We start from the raw sequence: 26,375 nt of genomic DNA, 5'->3' as shown, positions 1-26,375 counted from the left end.
AACGAAAGAGGAACCACCGTGTCCGTCGCGAGTCTGCTGCCCGTGGTGGTCGTGACCGGCCTGCACCGGAAGCAACGGCGCAGGGCGGTGCGCGAGCTGTCCCGCTACCCGGAGTCCGCGGTGCTGTACCACGGCATGTCCGAGGGCTGCCCGTGCTGCGCGCTGCGGGAGGAGCTGCTGCCGCAGCTGGTGCGGCTGTCCGTGGCCGGCCGGAACCGGCTGGCGATCGTCGACCTGTGGGACGGCAGCGATCCGGAGCCGCTGGTCGAGACGATCGCCGGGGCGGTCGTGCCGGTCAACATCGACGGCACCGGCCAGAGCAACATGGACGAGTACGTGAAGGTCGTCGGCGTGGTCGCAGCCATCGATCCGCTGCGCGTCCTCGCCGATCTGCGGTGCGACGACGCGCTGGCCGACCACAACCTGCACACCAACCCCGAGGACGACGGCTCCGTCGCCGAGACGCTGGCGCACCAGATTGAGTACGCGAACGTGCTGGCCGTCGGCTACGACCCGCACCGGGGCACGGACTCCGACGAGCGCGAGCTGCGCACCGGCCTGGCCATGCTGCGCCGGCTGAACCCGACCGCGCGGGCCCTGACGCTGGCGACCCGGCAGCTGATCCCGGCGGCGCTGGCCGGCTTCGACGTCGAGGAGGCGGCGCAGCGCGTCGATCCGGCGCTGGCACTGCTGCCGACGCAGGGTGAGGACGACGGCGTCCACACGCTGCTATGGCATCGGCGCCGTCCGCTGCACCCGGGGCGGCTGTACGAGGCGCTGAAGCAGCTGGTGCCGGTAGCCGAGCGCAGCCGCGGCCGGTTCTGGCTGGCCAACCGGCCCGGCGCGCTGCTGGCGTGGGACGCGGCCGGTGCGAGCCTGAGCGTCGGCGACTGCGGGCCGTGGCTGGCCGCGCTGTCGGACGAGGAGTGGGAGGAGTTCCCGCCGGAGCGCCGGGCCGCCGCCGCGATGGAGTGGGATCCGCACTACGGCGATCGCATGCAGCTGCTCTCCTTCACCTCTCCGGGGCTCGACGTCGAGGCGATCACCGAGATCCTCGACGGCTGCCTGCTCACCGACGACGAGATCGCGGCGGGCGAATCCGCCTGGCGACTGCTGCCCGACGCTTTCGAGGAACTCCTCAACCCCGTTGCCTGAACACTTGGAAGGAAGAACCCTGATGCCACGCCTCTCCCCCACCGGCAAACCGCGCAAGAAGAAGCGCCTCGACAAGGCGCTGATCGCCCGGCTGGAACACATCGACTACAAGGACACCGACCTGCTGCGGATGTTCATCTCCGACCGCGGCAAGATCCGCAGCCGCCGCGTGACCGGGCTGACGGTGCGGCAGCAGCACGCGATGGCGCGTGCGGTGAAGAACGCGCGGGAGATGGCGCTGCTGCCGTATGCGTCGAGCTCGTTCAAGGGCGGACGGTGATCCACGCCGCCTGATTTGTCGCTATCCACGATCACTACAGACAGGAGCCACCATGGCCGTCCCCAAGCGCAAGAAGTCCCGGAGCCGGACCCGGCACCGGCGGGCCCAGTGGAAGGCCGCGCCGGTCGAGCTGGTGCCGATCACGGTCGACGGGGTCGCGCTGCGCGTGCCCCGCCGGCTCGTCGCGGCGTATCAGCGCGGCGTGCTCGAGCCCTGAACGCCGAACTCCAGGACCGTCGTCGAGGTGAAGACCCGGCCCGGCAGCAGCAGGGTCGAGGGGTAGTCGGGGCGGTGGGGTGAGTCGGGGAAGTGCTGGGTCTCCAGCACGATGCCGCCGTAGCGCTGGTAGGGGCGTCCGCCGGGGCCGGTCAGGGTGCCGTCGAGTTCGGAGGACAGGTAGAGCTGGAGGCCCGGCTCGGTGGTCGCGACGCGCATGGTGCGGCCGCCGGCCGGGTCGTGGAGGGTGAGGACCGGGCGCGGGTCGGCGGTGCGGCCGCCGCGCAGCACGAAGCAGTGGTCGTAGCCGCCGACAAGGGTGAGCTGCGGGTGCGGGTCCGACAGACGCGCGCCGACCGGGGTCGGGGTGCGGAAGTCGAAGGGGGTGCCGGCCACCGGGGCGGCGCCGTCGAGGGGGATCAGGGCGGCGTCGACCGGGAGGAAGCCGTCGGCGGCGACGGTGAGTTCGTGCTCCAGGACCGTGCCGACGCCTTCGCCGGCCAGGTTGAAGCGGGCGTGGTTGGACAGGTTCAGGACCGTGGGGGCGGTCGTCTCGGCGCGGTAGTCCAGGGTGAGGCGGCCGGCGGCGAGGGTGTAGCGGACGCTGACGGTGACCTCGCCCGGGAAGCCTTCCTCGCCATCGGGGCTGATGCGGGTCAGGGTCACGGACGTGCCGTTCTCGACATCGGTCACGCCGTCCGGGGCGCTCCACAGGCGGGAGCCGAAGCCGGGGGTGCCGCCGTGCAGGGTGTTGGGGCGTGGGCCGTCGTTGAGCGGCAGGCGGATCTCGCGGCCGTCCAGCGGGAAAGTGCCGCCGGCGATGCGGTTGGCGTAACGTCCGACGACGCAGCCGAAGTAGGCGCTGCGCTCGACATAGTCGGACAGGTCGGTGAAACCCAGCACGACGTTGGCCATCCGGCCGTCCCGGTCCGGGACACTGATTTCCTGCAAGGTCGCGCCATAGGCGAGGATCGTGGCGCGGGCGCCGGAGGAGTCGGTCAGCCGCCAGTCGTCGACCGGTGTGCCGTCGGACAGAGTGCCGAATGGTCGGAGGGCTGGAGATCGCAAGGGGCTGCTCCTCGGCGCGGTTCAGGGGAATCAGAAGTTTGTGACGATTGTCAGGAAATGAGCTATTCTAACGTTGGAACACTGACATCAGATCACATCAGGCGGACGGAGCGTTGAGGCGACCATGGATGGGGCGATAGGCGGGCCGGCGGACGGCCCGAACGGCGCCGGTTCCGCGCCGCGGCTGAAGGACGTCGCCGAGGCCGCCGGCGTGTCGGTGAAGACGGTGTCCAACGTGGTCAACGGCACGGTGCACGTCGCCGCCGACACCCGGGCCAAGGTCCAGGCCGCGATCGACGCCCTGGGCTACCACCCCAACATGGCGGCCCGCCGGCTGCGCACCGGCCGCAGCGGCGTGATCGCCCTGGCGTTCCCCGAACTGCCCTCGCCGTACTTCGCGGAACTGGCCGTCGAGGTGATCGCCGCGGCCCGCCGCCACGGCTGCACGGTCCTGATGGACGACACCGCCGGCGACCCCCGCGCCGAACTGCGCATCGCCAGCGGCCTGGGCGACCCGATGATCGACGGCGTGATCCTCAGCCCCCTGGGCCTGGACCAGCACGAACTGGCGGCGCGCGAACGCCAGATCCCCCTGGTCCTGCTCGGCGAGGCGGACCTGGGCCTGGTCTGCGACCACGTGCACATCGACAACGTCACCGCCGCCCGCGAGGCGGTGGACCACCTGATCGCCGCGGGCCGCCGCCGCATCGCCGCCATCGGCTGGCAGGACCCGAGCCCCCGCGCCACCGCCCAGCAGCGCATGGCCGGCTACCGCCAAGCGCTGGCGGCGGCAGGCCTGCCCGCCGAACCGGCGCTGTGCCCACCGGTCCGCGCCTACTTCCGCCCCGACGGCGCGGCGGCGATGCGACGCCTGCTGAAGCTCCCGGAGCGGCCGGACGCCGTGTTCTGCTTCAACGACCTGATGGCCCTCGGAGCCCTGCGCGCGATCCACGAGGCCGGACTGCGGGTGCCGCAGGACATCGCACTGGTCGGCTTCGACGACGTGGAGGAGGCGGAGTACGCGATCCCCTCGCTGACCACGGTGGCGCCGGACAAGACCGGCATCGCCGAGGCGGCGGTGGACGCGCTGCTGCTGCGGATCGCGGAGGGGTACGCGGAGCCGGGGCGGCTGATTCAGCCGGGGCATCGGTTGGTGGTGCGGGAGAGCAGCGGGGAGTGAGGCTCGCTGGTTGGTCTGCCGGCTCAGGCTTATGCCATGCGGGCCGGCACTCGTCGCCGGGCACGCTCCACCCGGCGAGTCGGCGCGGCAGCCGGCGGCCCCCGACCTCGCCGTCGCCTCCTCCCCCGCCTCGGTCATTGCCGGCGCGAGCGCTCGAGCAGCGCCTGCGCCAGCACCACCACGGCCAGGAACGCGCCGTTGACCGCGTCCGTCATCGCCGAGCCGTACTGGGACAGGTAGCGGTCGATCAGGTGGTGGATCACCGCCAGCAGCAGGACGCCGCAGACGGTGCCGCCGATCGTGCCGTAGCCGCCGGTCAGCAGGGTGCCGCCGATCACCACGGCGGCGATCGCGGTCAGTTCGTAGCCGACGCCGATCGTGGTCACGCCGGAGCCCAGGCGCGCGCCGGCCAGCGCTCCCGCCGCGCCGGCGAGGGTGCCGGACAGCAGGTAGACCAGGACTTTCGCGCGCGCCACCGGCAGGCCCAGCAGGACCGCGGAGTCCTGGTTGCCGCCGATCGCGGTCAGGGTCGCGCCGTAGCCGGTGCGCTCCATCAGGATCCAGCCGAGTGCGAACAGCACCGCCACGATCCCCACCGGGACCCACGTGCCCGCGCCCAGGTGCCGGAACCAGGAGTGTGCCGGGACCAGGTACGTCGTCGAGCCCTGATTCGTCAGCGCCTGCAGCAGCCCGCGCGCGCCGAGCAGCCCGGCCAGCGTGACGATGAAGGGCGCCATCCCGCCGTACGCCACCAGCAGCCCCTGCACCGCGCCCCACGCCGCGCACACCACCAGCGGCAGCAGGATGGCCAGCCACGGCCCGCTCGACGAAGCTCGCGCCGCCAGCACCCCGCCGAGCGCGTACAGCGACCCCACCGACAGGTCGATGCCGCCGGTGGTGATGACGAACGTCATCCCCAGCGCCAGCAACCACACGAAGGCGTTGTTGCCCAGGATGGTGCTCACGTCCGACCACGAGGCGTCCGACGGCGAGGCCGCCGTCGCCGCCGCGCACACCGCCACCAGCACCACCAGCGGCCCGCGCCGCTCCGCGCGCCGGATCCAGCGCTCGCGCGGCGTCTCCAGCAGGCCGTCGCGGCCGGCGCGCCGCGGCGGCGGAGCCGGCAGCGGCGCCGCGGTCTCCGACGTCCGCACGCTCATCGCGTCCCCCGTTCCCTGGACACGTAGACGGCCAGGCAGATCAGCACGGCCTCGACGATCTGCGTGGTGGAGGTCGGCGCGTTGTGCTGGATCAGCACCGCCGAGGCCAGCTGCATGAACAGCGCCCCGGCCACCGTGCCGAGCACCCGCACCCGGCCGCCGGACAGCGGCGTGCCGCCGACCACCACGGCGGTGATCGCGCTCAGTTCCATGTTCAACCCCTGATTCGCCGGATCGGCCTCGGCCCCGTGCCCGACGATCAGCACGCCGGCCAGCGCGGCCAGCACCCCGGACAGCACGTACACGGTCACCAGCACCCGCCGCACCGGCAGCCCGGCCAGCAGGCTGGCGCGCTTGTTGTCGCCGATCGCCACCAGCTGGCGGCCGAAGGTGGTGCGCCGCACGGTGTACGCCACGACCCCGGTCGCGGCCAGCGCGATCCACGCCATCAGCGGCACCCCGGCCAGGTTGCGCTCGCCGAGGTCGAGGATCGTGGCGTCGGCCACGGGCTTGGCGGCGGCGCCGTTCATCAGCTCGGCGACCCCGCGCAGCCCGATCATCAGCGACAGCGTCGCCACGATCGGCTGCACCCCGGCGAACGCCACCATCGCGCCGCCGACGAGGCCCGCCGCCGCACCGAGCAGCAGCGCCAGAGCGATCGCCGGCACCGGGCCGTAGCCGATGTAGAGCGGGATGATCGACGCGGCCAGCGCGATCGTCGCCCCGACCGACAGGTCCACGCCCTCGGTGCCGATCACCAGCGCCATCCCGAGCGCGACGAGCACGATCGGCGCGGCCTGGAACAGCTGCACGCGCCAGTTGGAGACGGACATGAAGTCGCTGTCGAGCGCGGTGGCGACGGCGATCAGGACGGCCAGCGCGGCGTAGACGCCGTAGCGCTGCGCCAGGTCCAGGATCCGTTCGCGCGCGCCGGCGCCGTCGGCCGGCTCGATCACGGCGGCGGTCACGGGGCTCCCTCCTCATCGGACTGCTCAGTGCCAGAGGCCTCCCCGGCCAGGGCGCGCATCAGGTTCGGCGCCGTGACCTCCTCGCCGTCCAGCCGTGCCGCGACCGATCCGGTGTGCAGGACCACGACCCGGTCGGACCCCTCGATCAGCTCGTCGAGTTCGGAGGAGATCAGCAGCACGCCGACCCCCTCGGCCGCCAGCTGGTCGATGATGGTCTGGACCTCGGCCTTGGCGCCGACGTCGATGCCGCGCGTCGGCTCATCGAGGAGCAGGACGCGGGGATTCAGGCACATCCAGCGGGCCAGCAGCACCTTCTGCTGGTTGCCGCCGGAGAGATCCTGGACCTTCTGCTCGGGGCTGGAGGCCTTGATCCGCAGGCGCTTCATGAAGAACTCGACGATCCGGTCCTGCCGCCCGGTGGAAACGATCCCGGCACGTGACAGGCGTGGAAGCGCAGCCAGCACGATGTTCTCCCGCACGGACAGGCCCGGGATGACCCCCTCGGCCTTGCGGTCCTCAGCGAGCATCGCGATCCCGGCCCGCACGGCGGCCTGCGGACTGCGGCGCCGGATCAGCTTGCCGTCGACGGAAACCGCGCCGGCGGCGGGATGCGCGCCGATCACCGCCTGCGCGGTCTCGCTGCGGCCCGCGCCCAGCAGACCGCCGAGGCCGACGACCTCGCCAGGGGCGACGTCCAGGCTGACGTCGCGCAGCCGGTGGCGGTCGGTCAGGCCGCTGATACTGAGTGCGGGGTGACCCGCAGCACCCGAGCCCGAGCCCGAAGCACCGGCACCCGCACCATCGCGAGCCGCAACCTCCAAGCCCGCAGCCTCGGCTGCCGCGGCCGCAGCAGCCCGCGCCCCGAACTCCATGCCGGCATCGACCGCGGCATGCGAATCGGAGCCGCCGGGGCCGCCCGCCTGACGGTCCCGGCCGCGCCCCCACCCTGAACCGCGTCCCCGCTCCCGCCCCCGCCGCGCCGCCGGCAGCAGGTCCCCCAGCGCCGCGTCATCAGGCGCCGGCCGCCGCTGCGCCTTGTCCGGCGCGAACGCCGTCACCCGGCCGTCGTGCGCGGCCAGCAACGCACGGCCCAGCATCAGCGCGACCAGCTCCGTGCGCGGGAGCCCGGCCATCGGCCCGCTGTGCACCGTGCGGCCGTCGCGCAGCACCGTGACCCGGTCGCAGATTTCGTACAGCTCGTCCAGCCGGTGGCTGACGAACACCACCGCCGCGCCCTGCTCCCGCAGTGTCCTGATCACCCCGAACAGGGTCTGGACCTCGCGCGGTTCCAGGCTCGACGTCGGCTCGTCCATGATCACCACCCGCGCGTCGGTGCGCACCGCCCGGGCCAGCGCCACCATCTGCCGGGCGCCCAGGCCCAGCGTGTGCACCGGCGCGGTCACGTCCACGTGGACCCCGTAGCGCACCAGGATCTCGGCGGCCATCCGGTTCATCGCGCGCAGGTCGACCAGGCCCCGGCGGCGCGGTTCGCGGCCCAGGAACAGGTTCCGGGCCACCGACATCATCGGTACCAGGTTCACTTCCTGGTAGATCGTCGAGATGCCGGCGGCCTGCGCCTCCAGGGGCGTGCGGAATGACCGCTCCTGCCCGTGCAGCGTGATGACGCCGTCGTCCGGGCGGTAGACGCCGGTGAGCAGCTTGATCAGCGTGGACTTGCCCGCGCCGTTCTCCCCCATCAGGGCGTGCACCTCGCCGGGGCGGACCAGCAGGTCCGCGCCGCGCAGCGCGTGCACGCCGCCGAAACTCTTGGCCACCTCGCGCGCCTGCAACGCGGCAGGAGCGCCCGTGGGCGCTCCTGCCTCCGGCGGCCCGGAGGGGTCTGGTTCATCCGGCCTCGACGGCACGGTTCCTCCCTCGGTCAACCCAGGAACTCAGATGTCGCAAACCCCCGGCCACCAGCTCAGTAGACCTGCCCGCCGGCGAGCGCCTGTTTGGCGTTGGCCTGGGTGAAGTGGCTGTCCTTGATGATCACCTTGCTGGACACGCCGGTGCTGCCGTAGAAGGCCTGCAGGGACTGGAACGCCAGCGGGCCGAAGCGCGGGTTGGTCTCCACGTCGGCGTAGATCGAGCCGGAGACGACGTCCTGGACGGCCTGCTGGGTGCCGTCGATCGAGACGATCTTGATGTCCTTGCCCGGGACCTTGCCCGCGGCGATGATCGCCTGGATCGCGCCGAGGGCCATCTCGTCGTTCTCGGCGTAGACGGCGTTGATGCCCGGGTTGGCCTGGAGCATCTGGGCCATCACCGACTGGCCGTCGGTCTGGTCGAACTTGCCGGTCTGCGAGGCGACCACGGTCAGCCCCGGGTACTTGGCCTTGAGCTCGTCCTGGAACCCGCTGGTCCGGTCGGAGCTGACGTTGTTGCCCGGGGTGCCGGACAGGATCGCGACCTTGGCCTGGTTGTTGGTCGCGGCCGCCAGGTCGTCGGCGGCGATCTGGGCCTGGCCGTAGAAGTTCGAGCCGATGAAGGCGATGTAGTCCCCGCACGCGGTGCCGGTGACCGTCCGGTCGATGGTGAGCACCGGGATCTTCTTGGCCTTGGCCTCGGCCAGCGCCGGGCCCAGCCCGTCGGAGTTCTCCGGCGCCACGATCAGCACCTTCGCGCCCTGCGCGATCATGTCCTCGATCTGCGAGTTCTGCGCGTTGACGTCGGCGTTGGCGTTGCGCTGGATCAGCTTGATCCCCAGCGACTTGGCCTGGCTGGTGATCGAGTCGGTCTCGGTGGAGCGGAACGGGTTGCTGGTGGACTCCGACTGCGAGAAGCCGACGATCGTCGAGGGATCGGTCAGGTTCAGCTGCGGCACGCCGCCGCCGTAGCTCTGGTACGTACAGCCCGGGCCGGAGGCGGACGTCGCCACCACCTGCTGGGCCGCGGTCCCGGTCGAGGTCGCGCCGGAGGCGGCGGCCTTGGGCGCCGACTTGGCGCAGGCGGCGGTGCCGGCCAGGCAGGCCGCGACGACCGTCGCCGCCGCCACCGGCCTGGTCAGAGTCCTTACACGCAAGCGGGCAGGCATGTTCACATCCTCGTCACAAGGGAATCGGGATGGTGCGTGTGCGCCACCGAGGGAGTTCATTCCAACGATGTAACGCTAGTCATGCACGTCCGGCGGATGTGTGTCAACCCTCTTGTCTCGTCGCGCAAAGCCGCGATCAGGGCTCGATGACGGACGGGAGCTGCGGTTATACCGTCGCGATCAGTACCCGATGAATCTCGGACCTCAACACAGGGTCTTGACGCACCCGGCGACCGGTGCCTGAATGAGGCTTTACATCGTTGAATCAGGGCTGCTCTACCCACCGGAGCCTCATCATGTCCCTGCCCCAAGATCCCCGTGTGCCCCGCGTGCCGCTGCCTGACATGTCGCTGTCCCGCCGTGCCGTGCTGAGCACCGGCGCCCTCACCGCTGCGGCCGCGCTGACCACCCGTCCCTACCTGACGGCCTCGGCCTCGGCCGCGACCGCCCGGATCGCACCAGCGCGCGGAGGGCTTTACTCGCCGAACGCCGCTCCCCTGGCGCCGACGGCCCTGCTCCGCCTGCCGACCGGCGCCGTCCGCGCCGCCGGCTGGCTGGCCGGCCAGCTCCAGCTGCAGGTGGACGGCCTGTGCGGGAAGTACCAGGACACCTCCCACTACCTGAACCCGAGCACGACCGGCTGGCTCAACCCGTCCCAGAACGGTTGGGAGGAGGTCCCGTACTGGCTGCGCGGCTACGGCGACCTCGGCTACCTCACCGGCGACGGCACGGTCCAGGCGAACACCGCCACCTGGATCGACGGCATCCTGGCCACCCAGGCCTCCGACGGCTTCTTCGGCCCGACCGGCCTGCGCACCAGCCAGGGCGGCTACGGGGACTTCTGGCCGTACCTGCCGCTGCTGCAGGCCATGCGCAGCCGCCAGGAGTACACCGGCGACCAGATGATCCTGAACGCCATGACCGCGTTCTGCCGGTTCATGCACACGCAGCCGGGCTCGGTGTTCTCCGCCTACTGGCTCTCGTTCCGCGTCGCGGACGGCCTGGACGTGCTGTTCTGGCTCTACAACCGCACCGGCGAGGCCTTCCTGCTCGACCTGGCCGACACGATGCACAGCAACAGCGCGAACTGGCTGGACAACCTGCCCACGCCGCACAACGTCAACCTGGCCCAGGGCTTCCGCGAGCCGGCGGTGTACGCGCTGCGCTCCGGCCAGTCCGGCATGACGCAGAACTCGTACCAGAACTACGCCTCGATCATGGGCCGCTGGGGCCAGTTCCCCGGCGGCGGCTTCGCCGGCGACGAGAACGGCCGCATCGGCTACACCGACCCCCGGCAGGGCTTCGAGACCTGCGGCGTCGTGGAGCTGATGGCCAGCCACGAGCTGATGAACCGGATCACCGGCGACCCGGTGTGGGCCGACCGCTGCGAGCAGCTGGCGTTCAACATGCTGCCCGCGACCCTGGACCCGCAGGGCAAGGGCACGCACTACATCACGTCGATGAACAGCGTCGACATCTCCGACAACACCCCGAGCCACGGCCAGTTCAGCAACGCCAAGCCGATGCAGGCCTACATGCCCGGCGTGGACCAGTACCGCTGCTGCCCGCACAACTACGGCCAGGGCTGGCCGTACTTCACCGAGGAGCTGTGGGCCGCCACTCCGGACAACGGACTGTGTGCGGCGATGTACGCCCCCTGTTCGGTCACCGCAAACGTATCCGGCGGCACCTCGGTCACCATCACCGAGGACACTGGATATCCGTTCACTGACACCGTGACGCTCACGGTGACGATGTCCAGGCCGACCACGTTCCCGCTGTACCTGCGGGTCCCAGGCTGGTGCTCGGCGCCGTCGATCACCGTGAACGGCCAGGGCGTGAGCGCGCCGTCCGGCCCGGCCTACACCTCGATCTCCCGCACCTGGCACAACGGCGACACGGTGCGAATCCAGCTGCCGTCCACACCGGTGGTCACGGCGTGGAGCGCGATCGGCGGCGCCTTGTCGGTGTCGAACGGCGCGCTGGACTACTCGCTGCAGATCGGCGAGAACTACGTCCAGTTCGCCGGGGACTCGGAGTTCCCCGAGTACGAAGTGCACGCCACGACGGCCTGGAACTACGGCCTCGCGCTGCCCGCGTCGAACCCTGCCAGTGCCCTGACGTTCAACGGCACCAGCGGCTCGGTCTCGGCGAACCCGTTCACGCAGCAGAGCGTCCCGGTCAGCATCACCGCACCGGCCGCACAGATCACCGGCTGGACCGCCGACGATCAGAACATCGCGACCGAGCTCCAGCCCGGGCCGTTCCAAGCGTCCGGGACGACCGACGTCACGCTCATCCCCATGGGAGCGGCGCGGCTGCGGATCACCGCCTTCCCGGCCGTCGCCTCGGGCGGCGCCGCCTGGAACCCGGCCGGCGGCTACGTCCGGCTGCTCAACGCCAACAGCAACAAGGTCATGGGCGTGTCGAACATGTCCTGGGACGACAGCGCGCAGGTGGTCCAGTTCGACGACAACGGGACCGCGGACCACGTCTGGCAGCTGCTCGACAACGGCGACGGCAACGTCCGCATCCGCAACGCGAACAGCGGCCTGGTCCTCGGTGTGGACGGGATGTCCACGGCCAACTCCGCGAACGTCGTGCAGTTCGAGAACACCAATACCCTGGACCATGTCTGGACCCTGATCGACAACGGCGACGGCCGGATGCGCATCCGCAACGTCAACAGCAACAAGGTGGCCGGCGTGGCGAACATGTCCACCGCCGACTCGGTCAACGTGGTCCAGTACGACGACAACGGCACCGCCGACCATCTCTGGACCCTGATCCCCGACGGCCCGGTCCGCATCATCAACAAGAACAGCGGCAAGGTGCTCGGCGTGGCGAACATGTCGACCGCCGACTCGGTGAACGTCGTGCAGTACGACGACAACGGCACCGCGGACCACCGGTGGACCTTCCTCAGCGACTCCAGCGGCTGGTGGAAGCTCCAGAACCTGAACTCCGGCAAGGTCATGGGCGTGTCGAACATGTCGACCGCGGACTCCGCGCAGGTCGTGCAGTTCGACGACAACGGGACCTCGGACCACCTGTGGCGGCTGCGGCCCGGCGGCGGCCCGTGGTTCCGGATCCAGAACATGAACAGCGGACTGATGCTCGGCGTGGACGGCATGTCCACGGCCGACTCGGCCAACGTGGTGCAGTTCGAGGACAACGGGACCGCGGACCACCTGTGGAGGTTCCTCTGACGGACGTTGTTCTGACGGACGTTCCTCTGACCGGCACGGGTCCGCGGATCAGGCCTTGGTGGCCAGCGGACGCCAGGCCTCCCAGGTCTCCAGCCGCTTCTGGTACACGGCCTCGACGACCGGATAGGGGTACGGGCCGAGGAACAGCCGCAGCGGCGGCTCCTCGGTGTCCACCAGCTCCAGGATGACGTCGGCGGTGACCTGCGGGTCCTGCGGCGCGCGGGCCGTGGCGCCGGCGCGGCGTGCCTCCCGCACGGGTTCGTACGCGGCGATCGGCTCGGTGTGCACGGCCGAGCCGGTCGACCACTCGGTGCCGTAGGGGCCGGGCTCGACGATCGTGACGTGGATGCCGAGCGGGGCGACCTCCTGCGCCAGCGCCTCGCTCATCCCCTCCAGGCCCCACTTGGAGGCGTTGTACAGGCCGAGCGTGGGGAAGGCGGCGAGCCCGCCGATGCTGGAGACCTGCAGGATGTGGCCGCTGCCCTGCTCGCGCAGGAACGGCAGCGCGGCCTGCGTCACCCACAGCGGGCCGAGCAGGTTGGTCTCGATCTGCTCGCGGGCCTGCTGCTCGGTGGCCTCCTCGACGGTGCCGAACAGGCCGTAGCCGGCGTTGTTGACGACCACGTCGAGGCGGCCGAAGGCCTCGGCGGCGCGCTGGACCGCGGCGACGGCCGCGGCGCGGTCGGTGACGTCCAGGACGAGCGGGAGGACCGCGTCGCCGTAGGCGTCGACGAGGGGTTGCAGGGATTCGAGGCGGCGAGCGGTGGCGGCCACGCGGTCGCCGCGCTTGAGGGCGGCCTCGGCCCAGATGCGGCCGAACCCTCGGGATGCTCCGGTGATGAACCAGGTCTTCGTCGTCGTGTTCATGTCTTCAACCCTGCGGTGATCGCGGAGCTGCAACCAGCACCCCGGGAGGGTTACCCTCACGACATGCCGTCCGACAACCTCTTGGGAGAGTTCGTGAAGGCCCGGCGGGCGCGGATCGCGCCGTCGGCCCGGGAGCTGGCGCTGTCCGGGCCGCGACGGGTCGCGGGGCTGCGACGCGACGAGCTGGCCCGGCAGGCCGGGATCAGCGAGCCGTACCTGACGCGGTTGGAGCAGGGCGTCGACCGGCATCCGTCGCCGCAGGTCTTGCAGGCGCTGGCGCGGGCTCTGGAACTGGACGCCGATACCTCTGCCTACTTCTTCTCGCTCGCGGCGCCGGAGTCCACGCCGCCGGTCGCGCCCAATGTCAGCGAGGACGTACACCGGCTGCTCGACGCGTGGACGAACACTCCGGCATACGTGCGCAACCGGCGTTTCGACGTGCTGGCCGCCAACAAGCCGGCCAGGATGCTGGCCTCGATGTACGAGCCGGGGCGGAATCTGGCGCGGGAGGTGTTCTTCTCCGCGGAAGTGCGTGAGCTGCTGCCGGATTGGCCGCAGATCGCAGAGCAGACCGTGGCGGCCCTACGCGCCGAGGCGGACCTGCGGGACCCGGCGACCGGGCGGCTCATCGCCGAGCTGGAGACGAGCGAGGACTTCCGACGGCTGTGGGCCCGGCACGACGCGCGGCCGTCACGCGACGAGCTCAAGCGCTTCGCGCACCCGGAGGTCGGAGAGCTCTCGCTACGGCGGCAAGCGCTGACCGTCGGCGGCGCCGAGCAGCAGGTCGTCATCGTGTACCAGGCCGCGCCGGGAAGTCGGTCGGCCGACGCCCTGGCCCGGTTGCTCACAGCCGGCAGCTGATCTCCATGCCGTCCTCGACCGGGAACGCGACGCCCTCGTAGCCGTCGGCCGGGTCGCGGACGTAGTCCAGGTAGGGCCGGACCGAGGCCATGTCGATGTCGTCGGCGATGACCAGGGCGCCGCGGTTCAGGCGCGGTTCGAGGGCGCGCAGGACGGGGACGTAGAGGTCCTTCCAGCCGTCGAGGAGGACGAAGTCGACGCCGTCGCCCGCACCCGCGCCGACATCTGCGTTGTCAGCGTCCAGATACTCCGGGAGGGTCTGGAGCGCGTCGCCTTCGAGCACGGTGACGACGTCGTCCAGGCCGACCTCCGTGAACGTGGTCCGCGCGGCCTCGATCTTGGCCGCCGACATCTCGGTGGTCACCACGTGCCCGACGCCGTTGTCCCGGACCGCGGCGGCCAGGTGCAGGGTGGAGATCCCGAAAGACATGCCGAACTCGATCACCGTCCTGGGCTTCACGGCTCGCACGAGGGTGTAGAGCAGGCGCCCGGCGTCGGCGGAGATCGGCATGTAGATCTCCGACCAGGCGTCCGCGCGCTCCTGGTGGTCGGTGGGGTCGAAGCCGTCGGGGCGGCCGGCCAGGGCGCGCTGGTAGGCCGCGTCGTCCAGCTGCGCGTCGGCGAACATGCGCCGGAGGACTTCGGAGACGCGCGGGTCGCGCAGGGTGCTGAGGGTGCTGGTCGAGGTCATGTGCTGTAGAGTAGACGCAACGTTGCGTCTTGTCTAGGACATCGGGCCCTATCCTGTCCTTTCCCGATCGGGACACGGCACGGCACGTCGAGGAGGTGGCACGCTTGCCGGCACAGCACCACGGCAACCGGCACGGACGCAGCGAGGACGCCCGGCAGGCGGTACTCCAGGCGGCCGACGACCTGCTGGTGGAGAAGGGCTTCGCGGGCGTCACGATCGAGGGCGTCGCGGCCGCCGCCGGCGTCGCCAAGCAGACGATCTACCGCTGGTGGGGCTCCAAGACGGACATCCTGCTGGACACGTTCCTGGAGGACGCCGCCCGCGACCTGGCCCCCCAGGAGCACGATACCCTGGCCGAGGACCTGCGCGGGCATCTGCGGCAGCTGGCGGGCTTCCTGACCGGCGAGGACGCGGGGGCCGTCTTCAAAGCTCTGATCGGCCACGCACAGCACGACGCCGTCTTCGCCGAGAAGCTGCGCACGCACTACCTCGACGAGCAGCGCCAGCGCGACCGGGTGCCGCTGGACCGCGCGATCGCCCGCGGCGAGCTGCCCGCGGATCTGGACGTCGCCACCGCGGTCGACCTGCTGGTCGGGCCGCTGTACCACCGGATCCTGATGACCGGCGATCCGGTCGACGACCGGTTCGTCGAGGGGCTGGTCGAGCACTTCGTCAAGGGGTACGGCGGCAGCTGAGCGGGCTTGCGCTCGGCGGCGCATCGGAACCCTGAATCAAAGCTTTGCTTCACCGACCGTTGACAAGCGTCCGGCCGGTTCCGACAATCCTCCTCGTACCCTCCCGCATGTGAACGTTCCCACGCACGGCCACCAGCTCGCCTGAACCAGTGCTCGTATTCGCAACTGTGAAAGGGAGACAGGATCGTGTCCTACAGACGTGCGCTCGGCGCTGCCGCCGTGGCCCTGGTGACTCTTCTGGGGGTCGCAGTGGCACCGGCCGCCGACGCCACCGCCGCCCACCCGAGCGGCCCCCACCTGCTCAAGCCCCGCACCCCGCACGCGGCGCCGGCCGCCTCGTCGGCGAACCTCGTCGACAACCACGGACCGGTGCAGGACACGCCGAAGGTCTACGTCGTCTACTGGGGCTGGACGTCCGACCCGAGCGGGGAGCAGGGGTATCTGAACAACTTCCTGTCCTCGGTCGGCGGGACCTCGTGGCTGGCCACGGTCCAGCAGTACGGCGGCGGCTGGCAGTCCGGGCTGCTGGCCGGGACGTGGTCGGACTCCGCGAGCGTGCCCTCCTCCCCCACCGACGCGCAGATCCAGGCCGAGGCCGTGCGCGCGGCCAACCACTTCGGGACCGGGACGTCGGTGAACGTGCAGGTGGTCGTGGCGACGCCGACCGGGCACAGCACGTCGGGCTTCGGGACGCAGTGGTGCGCGTACCACGGCGCCGTCTCCGCGCTGGCGAACACGACGTACACCGACCTGCCGTACATGACCGACGCCGGCGGTTCGTGCGGCGCGAACTCCGTGCAGGGCCCGCTGGACGGGGTCAGCATCGTCGAGGGCCACGAGATGGCCGAGAGCATCACCGACCCGCTGATCAACGCGTGGCTGGACAGCGGCGGCTCGGAGATCGGCGACAAGTGCGCGTGGCAGAACCTGTCGGTGCTGAACACGTCGAACGGCGGCTACGCGGTGCAGCCGTTGTGGAGCAACGCGATCGGCGGCTGTGCGCAGTCCAGCTCGGTCGGGCCGACGGGGCAGATCACGTCGGGCGTGTCGTCCGGGCTGTGCGTGGACGACAACCAGTCGGCGCGGACGAACGGCACGAAGGTGCAGATCTGGAGCTGCAACGGGACCGGCGCGCAGCGCTGGACGGTGAACTCCGACGGGACGCTGACGGTGCTGGGCCGGTGCCTGGACGTGAATCAGGGCGGGACGACCGACGGGACGAAGGTGCAGGCGTGGGACTGCAACGGGACCGGGTCGCAGCAGTGGCAGAACGGGGCGAACGGGTCGCTGGTCAACCCGCAGTCCGGGAAGTGCCTGGACGATCCCGGTTCCACGACGACCACGGGGACGCAGTTGCAGATCTACACGTGCAACGGGACCAATGCGCAGCGGTGGGCGATTCCGTGAGTCTCTGAGGCCTGATTCGCCGCTGCCGACGGTCGTGCCGCTACGGCCGCCGGCAGCCCGATCCGCGCGGGAGCGAGTAGTCGCTGTCGATCGTGTAGCGGCCGGGGGCGGCGACTTCCAGCTGCGTCCAGTCGCCGTCGCGGACCAGGCAGGCGCCTGCCGGTCCGTCGACGCGCAGCCACGGGGACCACTGGACGCGGACCGTCGTGGTCACCACCCCTTCCGGGTTCTGCGGCACGTCGAGGACGACGTGCGCGGCGTCGGTGGCGACGATCGTCGCGGGCGGCGAGGCCAGGGCGACGGCGTCGGTGAACTTCAGCAGCCGCCAGGAGGAGTCCTGCCAGACCTGCTGGAGCCAGGCGGGGTGGGTGGCGATCAGGACGGCTTCGGCGCGCGCCGAGTAGTCCAGCTCGGAGGCGGGCAGCGTGGGGACGGCGACGTAGCCGACGGCCCATTTCTGGAGCCAGTCGTAGTAGGCGGTGCCGGTGAGCGTGCCGTCGTAGAACAGGGCGTTGCGTTGCACGTCGGCCTGGCGGTTCCAGCCGCGGGCGAGTTCGGCGACGCCGGTCAGGCCCCAGGATTCCCAGTGGTTCTGCATCGGGACGGCTTCGACGCGGGCGCCGGTGGCTTCGACGTGCAGGCTCTGGAGCTCCGCGACCAGGCCGGCGCCCTGGGCCTTGGAGGACGGCATCGGGATGCCGACGATGTCGCTGCTGACGGTCCAGAAGCCGGCGATGGCGAAGGCGACGACCAGGGCGCCGGTGCGCAGCCAGGTCAGGCTCGGGCGCGGGAGCTTCGGCCAGGGGACGTCGCCCCGGGCGCAGAGTGCGGCGAGGAAGACGACGCTGCCGAAGATCAGCGCGAGGCGTTCGACGTTGCTGCCCAGCGGCGTGTCGATCAGCAGGGTCAGGCCGGCGCCGGCGGCGTAGAGCAGGGCGCCGATGCGCACCACGCGCCAGACCGGCGCGGCGTCGGGGCCGCCGGGGACCAGCAGGGCGGCGGCGACGGCGCAGCCGGCGGTGACCATGATCGTCGAGCCGCCGACCGGGTCCACGCCGCCGAACGGGAACAGCAGGCTGGTCAGCAGGACGACGGCCGGTCCGGGCACGCCGAGCGCGATGCCGGCCCGGACGCGTCCGGTGAGCAGCAGGGCGGCGGCCGCGACCTCGACGAACAAGCCGGCCAGCGGGCTGGCGCAGACGGCCAGGAAGGACAGGGCGGCGGCGAGCGCGACGCGGCCCCAGCCGGGCGTGCGGTCGTTCCCGGCGGCGGCGATCGCGGCCAGGCCGAACATCAGCCCGATGGCGAAGGTGACACGGCCGGCTGCCAGGTCGCACCAGAGCGCGAAGGTGCCCCACAGCGCCACCGGCAGCGGCCAGCGCAGGCCGGCGCGGGTAAGGATGTGGGCGAGCAGGACCGCCGACACCACGACCGACAGGACGCCGGCGGCGCGGACGCCGACGGCGGCCATCAGGAACGGGGCGAGCAGGCTGTAGGAGGCGGGGTGGATGCCGCCGTACCAGGCCAGGTCGTAGGCCGAGCCGGGGTACTTGGCGGCGAAGTCGGCCCAGGACCACTGGGCGGCCAGGTCGCCGCCGACACCGGCCAGGTAGCGGGCCCAGATCGCGGCGAGCACGAGCGACATCAGCGCCGCGGCCCAGACCACCGACCGGCCGCGCGGGGCGCCGGCGGTCCGGGCGGCGGGCGGGGCTGCGGGCGGGGCGTCTGCTCCGATGGGCACCGGGCCGGCCACCTTTCTCACTTCTTTCCCTCAAGATAGTGATCAGTTGACTACTCGGCATGACGCCACGCGGACGACCGGGTGCCCGAATAATTCCAACAGTGCTTATAGAAGTGCTGTTACGATTGCGGCATGACGGATGATCAAGCTGCCGGGCAGCCGGTCGCGCGCGCCGCCGACCAGGCCGCCGACCAGGCCTTCGAGGACCCGACCGGCGCCAGCCTGTGGCGTCCGCTGCACCTGCTGACCGCGGACATCGACGCCTCGATCGCGCAGGTCTACGCCGACGCCGCCATCGAGGGCGTGAAGCCGACGTGGGTGATGGAACTCCTCCGCCTGCACCTCCACGGCCCGATGACCATCACCGAACTGGCCGAATCCGTGGGCCGCACCCACTCGGCCCTGAGCCAGAAGGTCGCCGCCATGCGCACCGCCGGCCTCGTCCGCACCACCCCCGGCCCCGACGCCCGCACCAAGCGCGTGACCCTGACCGCCAAATCCCGCCGCCTGGCCCCCCGCCTCGCCGCGGAGTGGCGCGCCACCGAAGCGGCCCTGGCCGAGCTGGAGACGGAGATCCCGTACCCGATCAGCAAGGCGGTCGCCGACGTGGAGCAGGCGCTGGCGCGCAAGAGCTTCCGCGACCGGATCACGGAGCGACTGAGGGAGGACCCGGCATGGCGCGGCGAATAGGGTGGCCGGGGCGCCGGCGGGACGCGGCGCGGCAAGACACCAACGCCGCACAGCCCACCGCACCGCACGACGCCCGCGCCTCCGCGAGCAGCAGCCAGCCGCCAGACTCGCCGCACATCGAGCTGCAGGAAGAATCCGGCGCCCCGCACATCAGCCCTGCGCAGCCGCAGCATGACCGCGGCACCGCTCAGAGCAGCCTGCCGCCCGAGCCGCAGCACGACCACGGCACCACACAGCGCAGCTCGCCGCCCGAACCGCAACACGACCACGGCACCACACAGCGCAACTCGCCGCCCGAGCCGCATCACGACTCCGGCACCGCACAGCACAGCCTGCCGCCCGAACCACAGCACGACCACGGCACCACACAGAACAGCTCGCCGCCCGAACCGCAGCATGACTCCGGCTCAGCGCGAAGTAGTAGCGAGCCGGCCGAGCCTCCCCGCCCCGAATCCCAGCCGAGCCCCGGCCCCGGCAGCCGCGCCCGCCGCCTCACCGCGATGCTCGCCGACACCGCGCCACTGCGCGAGTCGCCGGCGTTTCGGCGGCTCTGGCTGAGCAGCCTGTGCTCCAGCTTCGGCGGGCAGATGACCACCGTCGCCGTGCTCTTCCAGATCTGGCACTCCACCAACAGTGCCGCGTGGACCGGGGCCATCGGGCTCGCGCAGGCTGTGCCGCTCATCGCGTTCGGGTTGTTCGCGGGGGCGTTGGCCGATCGGCTTGATCGGCGTCGCTACTTCATGGCGTGCACTGTGGGTCAGGGGGCGTGCTCAGCGCTGCTCGCCACGCAGGCTCTGCTCGGGACGTTCCCCGTCTTGGCCGTGCTCTTCATCGTTGCGGGGCAGTCAGTGTTCGGGGCCGGAGCGGGGCCGACCGCGCGCACGTTCCTGCCGCACCTGGTGCGTACCGAGCACATGGGCTCCGCCATCGCGCTGAACCGGATCTCGTTCCAGGGGTCGATGATGGTCGGGCCGGCGCTCGGTGGGCTGGTGGTCGGGGTGGCGGGCGTCGGGACCTGCTATCTCATCGACACGCTGTCCTTCGCCGTCGCGCTCTACGGCGCCTTCCGGCTGCCGCGCCTGGCGATGCGCTCCGAGCAGGCGCCGCGTCCGGGCCTGCAGGGCGTGGCCGACGGCCTCAGCTACCTCATGCACGCCGCGCCGGTCCGCGGCGCGCTGCTCACCGACCTCGCCACGACCGTCCTCACGATGCCCATCAGCCTCTTCCCGCTCCTCAACGCGGAGCGCTTCGGCAACAACCCGCGCACGCTCGGCCTGTTCCTGACCGCGATCGCGGTCGGCGGCGTCGTCGCGTCCGTCTTCTCCGGCACGTTCACGCGCCTGCCGCGCCCCGGCGCGGTGATGCTGCTCGGCTCGACGGTCTGGGCCGCGGCCCTGCTCATGCTCGGCCTGGTCTCCAACGCCTGGCTCGGTCTGGCCTGCCTGGCCGTCGCGGGCGCCGCCGACACCCTGGCGGTGGTCTCGCGCAGCACCGTCGTCCAGCTCAACACCCCCAACGAGATGCTGGGCCGGGTCGCCGCCGCCGAGCAGATCGCCGGCCAGGCCGGGCCCGAGCTCGGCAACCTGCGCGCCGGGCTCACCGCCGCCGCGACGTCCGGACAGGTGGCGCTGGTCAGCGGCGGCGTGCTGTGCCTGGCGGCGCTCGCGGTGATCGTCGTCAAGACGCCGCAGCTGCGGGAGTTCACCCGGCCGGTGGCGGTCGAGGCGCCACAGCCGGCCGGGGTGGCATAGGGAGCATAGGGATCAGGGTCCCACCGAAAGCGACGCGCGCGCGTTCAGCTCCTCCGCGTCGGTCCCCGTCGTGCTCCGGAACGCCGTGGTGATCTCGGCCATCTCCGCCGCGCTCAGCACGTCCTCGATCGCGGCGAACCCCCGCGGAGCCCGGTCGGCGACCAGGTCGAGGATCCGGTCCATCGGGAAGGACCGGTTCGTCCGCACGATCTTCGCCGTCGCGGGAAGCCGCACGGCCTCGTACGCGGCCAGCCCCGCGGCCGGGTCGTCGGCGTGGTGCGCCAGCTGGTACGCCAGGTGGCGCGCGTCCAGAATGGCCTGCGACCCGCCGTTGGAGCCGATCGGGTACATCGGGTGCGCCGCGTCCCCGGCGAGCGTGACCCGGCCGGTGCCCCAGAACGGCAGCGGGTCCCGGTCCACCATCGGGTACTCCAGGATCCTCGGGCTGGCGGCCATCAGCCCGCACACGTCCACGCCGGCCAGCTTCCAGCCCTGATAGTGCGGCAGGACGTCGGCCAGCCGGCCGGTGCGGTTCCAGTCCGGCGCGCGCCCGGCGGCGGGCTCGACCCGCACCTCGGCGACCCAGTTGATCAGGACACGTCCGTTCTCGCGCGGCGGGGAGATCGGGTACGCGACGAACTTCGCGGTCCGGTTGCTCCCGCCCCACATCATCGACCGGCCGGTGAGGAACGGCTCGCCCTCGGCGCACCCGCGCCACATCGTGATGCCGCTCCAGCGCGCCGGCCCCTCCTCGGGATGCAGCTGCGCACGCACCGCCGAGTGCAGTCCGTCGGCGCCGATCACGACGTCCGACTCGAACGTCCCCAGGTCCTCGCCGTCCCGTCCGACCAGCCGGCTGACCACGCAGTCGCCGTCCTGCTGCAACTCGGCCAGCGTGGTGGCGGTCCGTACGCACTCCGGCCCGAGCCGCTCGCGCACCGCGGCCAGCAGCACCGCCTGCAACTCGCCCCGGTGCACCGAGTACTGCGGCCAGTCGTAGCCCGCCCCGACCCCGCGCGGCTCGGACCAGATCCGGTTGCCGAGCGCGTCCATCGTGACCACTTCCGCCGTCGGCACCGCCATCCGCGCCAGCTCCGGCCCCAGGCCCAGCTCGATCAGCTCGCGCGTGGCGTGCGGCAGCAGGTTGATGCCGACGCCGAGCGGCCGCAGCTCGGCGACCGCGTCGATAATTGTGATCTCGCTGCCCAGCCCGGCGTCGTGCAGGCTCAGCGCCGTACTCAGCCCCGCGATGCCGGCGCCGACGATCAGAATCCTCACAATGCCCCCTCGTGCTCCCGGTCACTCGATCATGACCGATGGCGATCATTCCCATCGGAGAACGTACCGAGGCGCGCACAGGTTGCGACGGCTGGCGCGGAATTAGCAGATCCACTCCTCGGCACCGCATGATGGGCCGGTGGCGGATTCCCGAGTGCGGTTCGGAGTGTTCGGCGGCGTGCGGGTGCTGCGCGACGACGCCGACGTCCCGCTCGGTCCGCCTCAACAGCGCGCGCTGCTGGGCCTGCTGTTGGTCGCCGCCGGGCGCCCGGTGGGGCTCGGCGAGATCATCGACACGCTGTGGGGCGCCGAGCCGTCGTCGAGCGCCGTGAACCTGGTGCACCGCTACGTCGGGGCGCTGCGGCGGATCCTCGAACCCGACCTGCCGGTCCGCGCCACCGGCCGCTTCCTGTTCCGGATCGGCGACGCCTACCGCGTCGGCGTCGAGGAGGCCGATCTGGACCTCAGCGTCTTCCGGGAGCGGACGGCGCAAGCCCGCGCCGAGCGGTCGCCGCTGGCGGCCGAGCGCTGGACGCGGGCACTGGAGGTCGTGCAGGGCGAGATCGCGGCGGGAGTGCCAGCCCTGGGCGGACATCCGCGGGTGGTCGCGATCGACGGTGAGGTCGTGGCGGCGGCGGCCGAAGCAGCTGATGCGGCGCTCCGGCACGGCGCGGCGACGGCGCTGGTGCCCGCGGTCCGGCGGATCGCCGGCTGCCACCAGCTGGACGAGCCGGTGCACGCCGCGCTCATCCGCCTGCTGACCGCGGCCGGGCGGCACGCGGAGGCGCTGGCGGTGTTCGGGGCGGTGCGGGATCGGTTGGCGGCGGAGTTGGGGATCGATCCGAGTCCGGTGTTGCGGGATGCCTACCAGGGCATTCTCGATGCCGACGCGCGGAGCGAAGGCACCGGTCTCACCACCAGCGCCGATCATGAGTCCCGGACCGCCGACGACTTGTCGAGCACGATCGCCGACACCGGCACCGACGCGGGCACCGGCACCGACAGCGACGCCGGCCGCGAAAACGTCACCACCAGCGGCCACACCGCCCCCGTCCCCCGCCCCGCGCAGCTCCCCATGCTGGCCCGCGGCTTCGTCGGCCGCGAAGCCGAAGAGGCGGCCGTCATCGCGAGCCTGCGCCCCGGCCGCAGCCCCGTGGCCGCGGTCCCGGTCACGGTGATCAGCGGCATGGCCGGCGTCGGCAAGACGTGCCTGGCCATCCGGTGCGCGCACGAGGTGGCCGGCGAGTTCCCCGACGGTCAGCTGTACGTCAACCTGCGCGGCTTCGATCCGGCCGGGATGGTCGTGACCCCTCGTGAAGCGCTGGCCGGGTTCCTGGAGGCGCTCGGCGTCTCCGCCGCCGGGCTGCCCGACGACGTCGAAGCGCGCACCGGACGGTTCCGGAGCCTGGTGGCCGGGCGGCGGCTGCTCGTCGTCCTGGACAACGCCAGCGACAGCGAACAGCTCGAACCGCTGTTACCCAGCGCGCCGGGATGCGCGGCGCTGGTCACCAGCCGCACGCAGCTCAGCGGCCTGATCACGCGCTACGGCGCGCGCCCCGTTCCGCTGCGTCCGATGCCGCCGGATCAGGCCCGGCAGACGCTGGCGGGCCGGCTGGGGGCCGAACGGGTCGAGGCCGATCCGGCGGCGACCGACCGGATCATCGAGGCGTGCGCGGGGCTGCCACTGGCGCTCGCCGTCGTGGCCGCCCGGGCCGCGCACAACGACTTCCCGCTCTCGGTCACCGCCGACCAGCTGGAGCGCGCCGCCTCCACGCTGCACGCGTTCACCACCGACGGCGACGGCGTCGACGTGCGGGCCGCCTTCTCCTGGTCGTACGAGGCGCTGCCGGAGCCGGTGGCGAAGCTCTTCCGCCAGCTCGCGGCCCATCCGGGCCCGGAGATCAGCGTCCCGGCGACCGTCAGCATGACCGGCTCCGACGAGCACGCGGTCCGCCGCGGGCTGGCGACGCTGCGCGCCGCGAACCTGCTGGAGGAGCCGGCGCCCGAGCGCTACGCGCTGCACGACCTGCTGCGCGCGTTCGGCGCGGAGCTGTGCGCCCCGGACGAGCAACGGGACGCGTTCGAACGGCTGGCCTGGCACTACACGCACTCGACGGCGAACGCCTACGCGGTGTTCGGCCGGCCGCCGATCGGCACGCTCCCCCCGCCGGCCGAAGGCATCGTCCCGGAAGCTCCGGCGGGCATCCCGGAGGCGACGGAATGGTACGAACGCGAGCACATCGTGTTGCGGCGCATCGTGGACATAGCCGACGGCTACGGCATGGACACCGTCGTGGCGCGCATCGTCCTGGACTGGCGGCCGATGGCGCTGAGCGTGGACACTGTCGCCGACATCGAGCCCTACATCCTGGCCGGCCTGGCCGCCGCCGGCCGCCTCGGCGACCCCGCACTGACCGCCGAGTCCGAGCGCGCGGTCGCCGTCATCAAAACCCGCCGAGGCGAGTTCGGTTCGGCGGAACGTCAGCCTCTGCCCACGGCCTCCGGCGCCAGCAGTTCCTGAGCCCGCACCGCGAGTTGCGCGCGCGAGGTGATCCCGAGCTTGGGGAAGATCCGGTACAGGTGCGAGCCGATCGTCCGCGGCGACAGGAACATCCGCCGGCCGATCTCGCGGTTCGTCAGGCCCTCCGCGACCAGCAGCATGATCTGCTGCTCCCGGGATGTCAGCAGCGGGGGCACCGACGAGGACGGGAGCGACGGCGACTCAGGAATCTGTGCCGCCGAACCGGAGGCCCGAAGCTCGCCGCGCGCACGTTCGGCCCAGGCGACGGCGCCGAGCGAGTCGAACATGTGCGCCGCGGTCTGCAGGATCGGGCGGGCTTCGGCGATGCGGCGCTGTCGGCGCAGCCACATGCCGTGCGCCAGGTCGACCCGGGCGGCCAGCCAGGGCGAGGACCCGGCCGCCGCCTCGCGAGCGTGCTCGTAGGCGCCCTGCGCGGTGTCGTCTCCGGCCAGCAGTGCTCGGGCGTAAAGGCGGTTCGCCGTCACCGGTGCGGTCACGGACCAGGTGCCTTCGCCGTCGCAGTCGCCGTTGTTCGGGGTCGCGGCCGACGTCTGCGCCGGCGCCAGCGCCAGCGCCTCGGTCAGCGCGGCCGGGATCCCCTTCGCGTAGACAGCCGCCTCGGCAAGGTAGCCCTCGACGATGGCCGCCTCCCACCGGCCGGCGTCGGCCCGGATCTGCCGCAGCAGCGGCACCAGCACGTGCCGGGCCTCGGCGTACTGCCCGGTGCCCGACAGCGCCACCGCCCGCGCCAGCTGCGCGGTCTCCCGCACCGTGGATCCGGCCCGCACCTCCGCCTCGGCGGCGAGCCGCCAGGCCCGCTCGGCGTCCCCGGTCGCGGCGTGCGCCACCGCCGCGGCCGCCGTCGCGTGGGCCAGCCACCAGGGCTGGGCCGAGCACACCGCGGCGACGCACGCCTCCTCGGCGGCCTTCGCGGCCGCGTGCCAGTCGCCGAGCACGATCGCGGCCCGGGACCGCAGGGTGCACAGGTGCGTCAGCCGTCCGATGCGGCCGGCACGCCGGGCTTCGGGGACGGCGATGTCGAGCAGGATCGCGGCCCGCGAGACGTCCGCGCGGGCCAGGGCTTCCAGCGCCGCCGCCGCGAACACGTCCGGGTCCCGGCTGAATTCGAGCTCTGCGTTCCAGCCCCGGTTCGGCGACGCGGTGCGCGGGTCGGCGAAGGCGGCGACGGCGCGGGCTCGGCGGTCTTCGGGCGCGGCTCCGGTCATGTTCACGGCTGTCGCGGCCGCCACGCGCCAACCGAACGCGTGACCGGAATCGTTTCCGGACATCCACTGCCGCGTGCAGGCCGCGAGGAGCAGGTCCAGCGCGGCGTCCCGCTCACCGTCGGCGGCGAGCTCCCCGGCGAGGGCGATCAGGGCCCGGGGTTCGTCGTCGGCGCAGCGGACGCGGGTGGCGAACGTGGCTCGCCGAGCCCTGACCAGCAGCGCCTCGGAGCGGCCCGGCCGGCTCCGGTCGGCCTCGCGCTCGGCGGGGTCGTGCGGGCCGGCCACCGGCTCCGTGATCATGCGGTTCTCCCTACGTCGGCCTTGTGCACGGCCACGGTAGGGAGACCCGGTTCGCATCGAGTTACCGTCGAGTGACC

The 26,375-nt window shown here is 72.1% G+C and carries 21 protein-coding genes; 11 read left to right on the top strand and 10 right to left on the bottom strand.

Annotation, left to right across the window (positions count from 1 at the left end):
* The first annotated feature begins 18 nt into the window (after positions 1–18).
* The 3 genes from ABH920_RS27470 to rpmF are packed head-to-tail and all read left to right on the top strand — an operon-like array spanning position 19 to position 1,652.
* Entirely contained in the window at positions 19–1,155 is a 1,137-nt protein-coding gene (locus ABH920_RS27470) for a GTP-binding protein (protein WP_370352033.1), read from the top strand.
* A 22-nt stretch (positions 1,156–1,177) separates the two neighbouring features.
* Positions 1,178–1,435, top strand: a complete 258-nt coding sequence (gene rpsR / locus ABH920_RS27465) for a 30S ribosomal protein S18 (RefSeq protein ID WP_370352032.1) — start codon at positions 1,178–1,180, stop codon at positions 1,433–1,435.
* 52 nt (positions 1,436–1,487) lie between these two features.
* A complete protein-coding gene (gene rpmF, locus ABH920_RS27460; protein WP_370352031.1) occupies positions 1,488–1,652 on the top strand; it encodes a 50S ribosomal protein L32 in 165 nt (54 codons plus the stop codon).
* Here rpmF and ABH920_RS27455 read toward each other — a convergent pair.
* Positions 1,628–2,719 (bottom strand): aldose epimerase family protein, encoded by a 1,092-nt coding sequence (locus tag ABH920_RS27455; protein WP_370352030.1) that lies wholly within the window; start codon positions 2,717–2,719, stop codon positions 1,628–1,630. The genes rpmF and ABH920_RS27455 overlap by 25 nt on opposite strands.
* A gap of 124 nt (positions 2,720–2,843) precedes the next feature.
* Between ABH920_RS27455 and ABH920_RS27450 the strand changes: the two genes are divergently transcribed.
* On the top strand, positions 2,844–3,899 hold the full coding sequence (locus ABH920_RS27450; protein ID WP_370352029.1) for a LacI family DNA-binding transcriptional regulator: 1,056 nt from the start codon (positions 2,844–2,846) through the stop codon (positions 3,897–3,899).
* A 134-nt stretch (positions 3,900–4,033) separates the two neighbouring features.
* Here ABH920_RS27450 and ABH920_RS27445 read toward each other — a convergent pair whose 3' ends face one another.
* From ABH920_RS27445 to ABH920_RS27430, 4 genes are read right to left on the bottom strand one after another with little or no spacing between them, the layout of a single operon-like run.
* Positions 4,034–5,059 (bottom strand): ABC transporter permease, encoded by a 1,026-nt coding sequence (locus tag ABH920_RS27445; RefSeq protein ID WP_370352028.1) that lies wholly within the window; start codon positions 5,057–5,059, stop codon positions 4,034–4,036.
* A complete protein-coding gene (locus ABH920_RS27440; protein WP_370352027.1) occupies positions 5,056–6,027 on the bottom strand; it encodes an ABC transporter permease in 972 nt (323 codons plus the stop codon). Before ABH920_RS27440 ends, ABH920_RS27445 begins: the two co-directional genes overlap by 4 nt.
* Complete coding sequence (locus ABH920_RS27435) at positions 6,024–7,892, bottom strand: sugar ABC transporter ATP-binding protein (protein WP_370352026.1); 1,869 nt, start codon at positions 7,890–7,892, stop codon at positions 6,024–6,026. The genes ABH920_RS27440 and ABH920_RS27435 overlap by 4 nt, the downstream gene beginning before the upstream one ends.
* A gap of 56 nt (positions 7,893–7,948) precedes the next feature.
* Positions 7,949–9,061, bottom strand: a complete 1,113-nt coding sequence (locus tag ABH920_RS27430; RefSeq protein ID WP_370352025.1) for an ABC transporter substrate-binding protein — start codon at positions 9,059–9,061, stop codon at positions 7,949–7,951.
* Between the two features lie 296 nt (positions 9,062–9,357).
* Between ABH920_RS27430 and ABH920_RS27425 the strand changes: the two genes are divergently transcribed.
* On the top strand, positions 9,358–12,270 hold the full coding sequence (locus ABH920_RS27425; RefSeq protein WP_370352024.1) for an RICIN domain-containing protein: 2,913 nt from the start codon (positions 9,358–9,360) through the stop codon (positions 12,268–12,270).
* Positions 12,271–12,318: 48 nt separating this feature from the next.
* Here the strand turns inward: ABH920_RS27425 and ABH920_RS27420 are convergent, their stop codons facing one another.
* Positions 12,319–13,137, bottom strand: a complete 819-nt coding sequence (locus ABH920_RS27420) for an SDR family oxidoreductase (protein ID WP_370352022.1) — start codon at positions 13,135–13,137, stop codon at positions 12,319–12,321.
* A 63-nt stretch (positions 13,138–13,200) separates the two neighbouring features.
* On the opposite strand from ABH920_RS27420, the gene ABH920_RS27415 reads away from it, so the two are divergent.
* On the top strand, positions 13,201–13,998 hold the full coding sequence (locus ABH920_RS27415) for a helix-turn-helix domain-containing protein (protein WP_370352021.1): 798 nt from the start codon (positions 13,201–13,203) through the stop codon (positions 13,996–13,998).
* Here the strand turns inward: ABH920_RS27415 and ABH920_RS27410 are convergent.
* Positions 13,982–14,689 carry an O-methyltransferase gene (locus ABH920_RS27410; RefSeq protein WP_370352020.1) on the bottom strand — a complete coding sequence of 236 codons (708 nt, stop codon included), beginning with the start codon at positions 14,687–14,689 and terminating at the stop codon, positions 13,982–13,984. The two genes, ABH920_RS27415 and ABH920_RS27410, sit on opposite strands and share 17 nt — an antisense overlap.
* Positions 14,690–14,784: 95 nt before the next feature.
* Here ABH920_RS27410 and ABH920_RS27405 point away from each other — a divergent pair, with 95 nt between their 5' ends.
* Together ABH920_RS27405 and ABH920_RS27400 are read left to right on the top strand one after the other, a co-directional pair.
* On the top strand, positions 14,785–15,384 hold the full coding sequence (locus ABH920_RS27405; RefSeq protein WP_370352019.1) for a TetR/AcrR family transcriptional regulator C-terminal ligand-binding domain-containing protein: 600 nt from the start codon (positions 14,785–14,787) through the stop codon (positions 15,382–15,384).
* A gap of 186 nt (positions 15,385–15,570) precedes the next feature.
* The gene (locus ABH920_RS27400) at positions 15,571–16,791 is read left to right on the top strand and encodes a ricin-type beta-trefoil lectin domain protein (RefSeq protein ID WP_370352018.1); all 1,221 of its coding nucleotides are present in this window, start codon (positions 15,571–15,573) and stop codon (positions 16,789–16,791) included.
* A gap of 40 nt (positions 16,792–16,831) precedes the next feature.
* Here the strand turns inward: ABH920_RS27400 and ABH920_RS27395 are convergent, their stop codons facing one another.
* A complete protein-coding gene (locus ABH920_RS27395) occupies positions 16,832–18,532 on the bottom strand; it encodes an MFS transporter (RefSeq protein ID WP_370352017.1) in 1,701 nt (566 codons plus the stop codon).
* 132 nt (positions 18,533–18,664) lie between these two features.
* Between ABH920_RS27395 and ABH920_RS27390 the strand changes: the two genes are divergently transcribed.
* Both ABH920_RS27390 and ABH920_RS27385 read left to right on the top strand, forming a co-directional pair.
* A complete protein-coding gene (locus ABH920_RS27390; RefSeq protein ID WP_370352016.1) occupies positions 18,665–19,222 on the top strand; it encodes a MarR family winged helix-turn-helix transcriptional regulator in 558 nt (185 codons plus the stop codon).
* Complete coding sequence (locus ABH920_RS27385; protein WP_370352015.1) at positions 19,207–20,973, top strand: MFS transporter; 1,767 nt, start codon at positions 19,207–19,209, stop codon at positions 20,971–20,973. The genes ABH920_RS27390 and ABH920_RS27385 overlap by 16 nt, the downstream gene beginning before the upstream one ends.
* A 12-nt stretch (positions 20,974–20,985) precedes the next feature.
* On the opposite strand, the gene ABH920_RS27380 is transcribed toward ABH920_RS27385, so the two are convergent.
* Positions 20,986–22,251: a flavin-dependent oxidoreductase gene (locus ABH920_RS27380; RefSeq protein ID WP_370352014.1), complete on the bottom strand. Its 1,266-nt coding sequence runs from the start codon at positions 22,249–22,251 to the stop codon at positions 20,986–20,988.
* Positions 22,252–22,390: 139 nt separating this feature from the next.
* On the opposite strand from ABH920_RS27380, the gene ABH920_RS27375 reads away from it, so the two are divergent.
* Positions 22,391–24,772 (top strand): BTAD domain-containing putative transcriptional regulator, encoded by a 2,382-nt coding sequence (locus tag ABH920_RS27375; protein WP_370352013.1) that lies wholly within the window; start codon positions 22,391–22,393, stop codon positions 24,770–24,772.
* Here ABH920_RS27375 and ABH920_RS27370 read toward each other — a convergent pair.
* A complete protein-coding gene (locus tag ABH920_RS27370; RefSeq protein ID WP_370352012.1) occupies positions 24,733–26,298 on the bottom strand; it encodes a response regulator transcription factor in 1,566 nt (521 codons plus the stop codon). The genes ABH920_RS27375 and ABH920_RS27370 overlap by 40 nt on opposite strands.
* Between the last annotated feature and the right edge of the window lie 77 nt (positions 26,299–26,375).

It is taken from the genome of Catenulispora sp. EB89 (assembly GCF_041261445.1).
In the GTDB taxonomy this organism is placed as follows: Bacteria; Actinomycetota; Actinomycetes; order Streptomycetales; family Catenulisporaceae; genus Catenulispora.
Note: the sequence above shows the minus strand (reverse complement) of the source record. Positions and strands in the feature narration are given on the sequence as shown.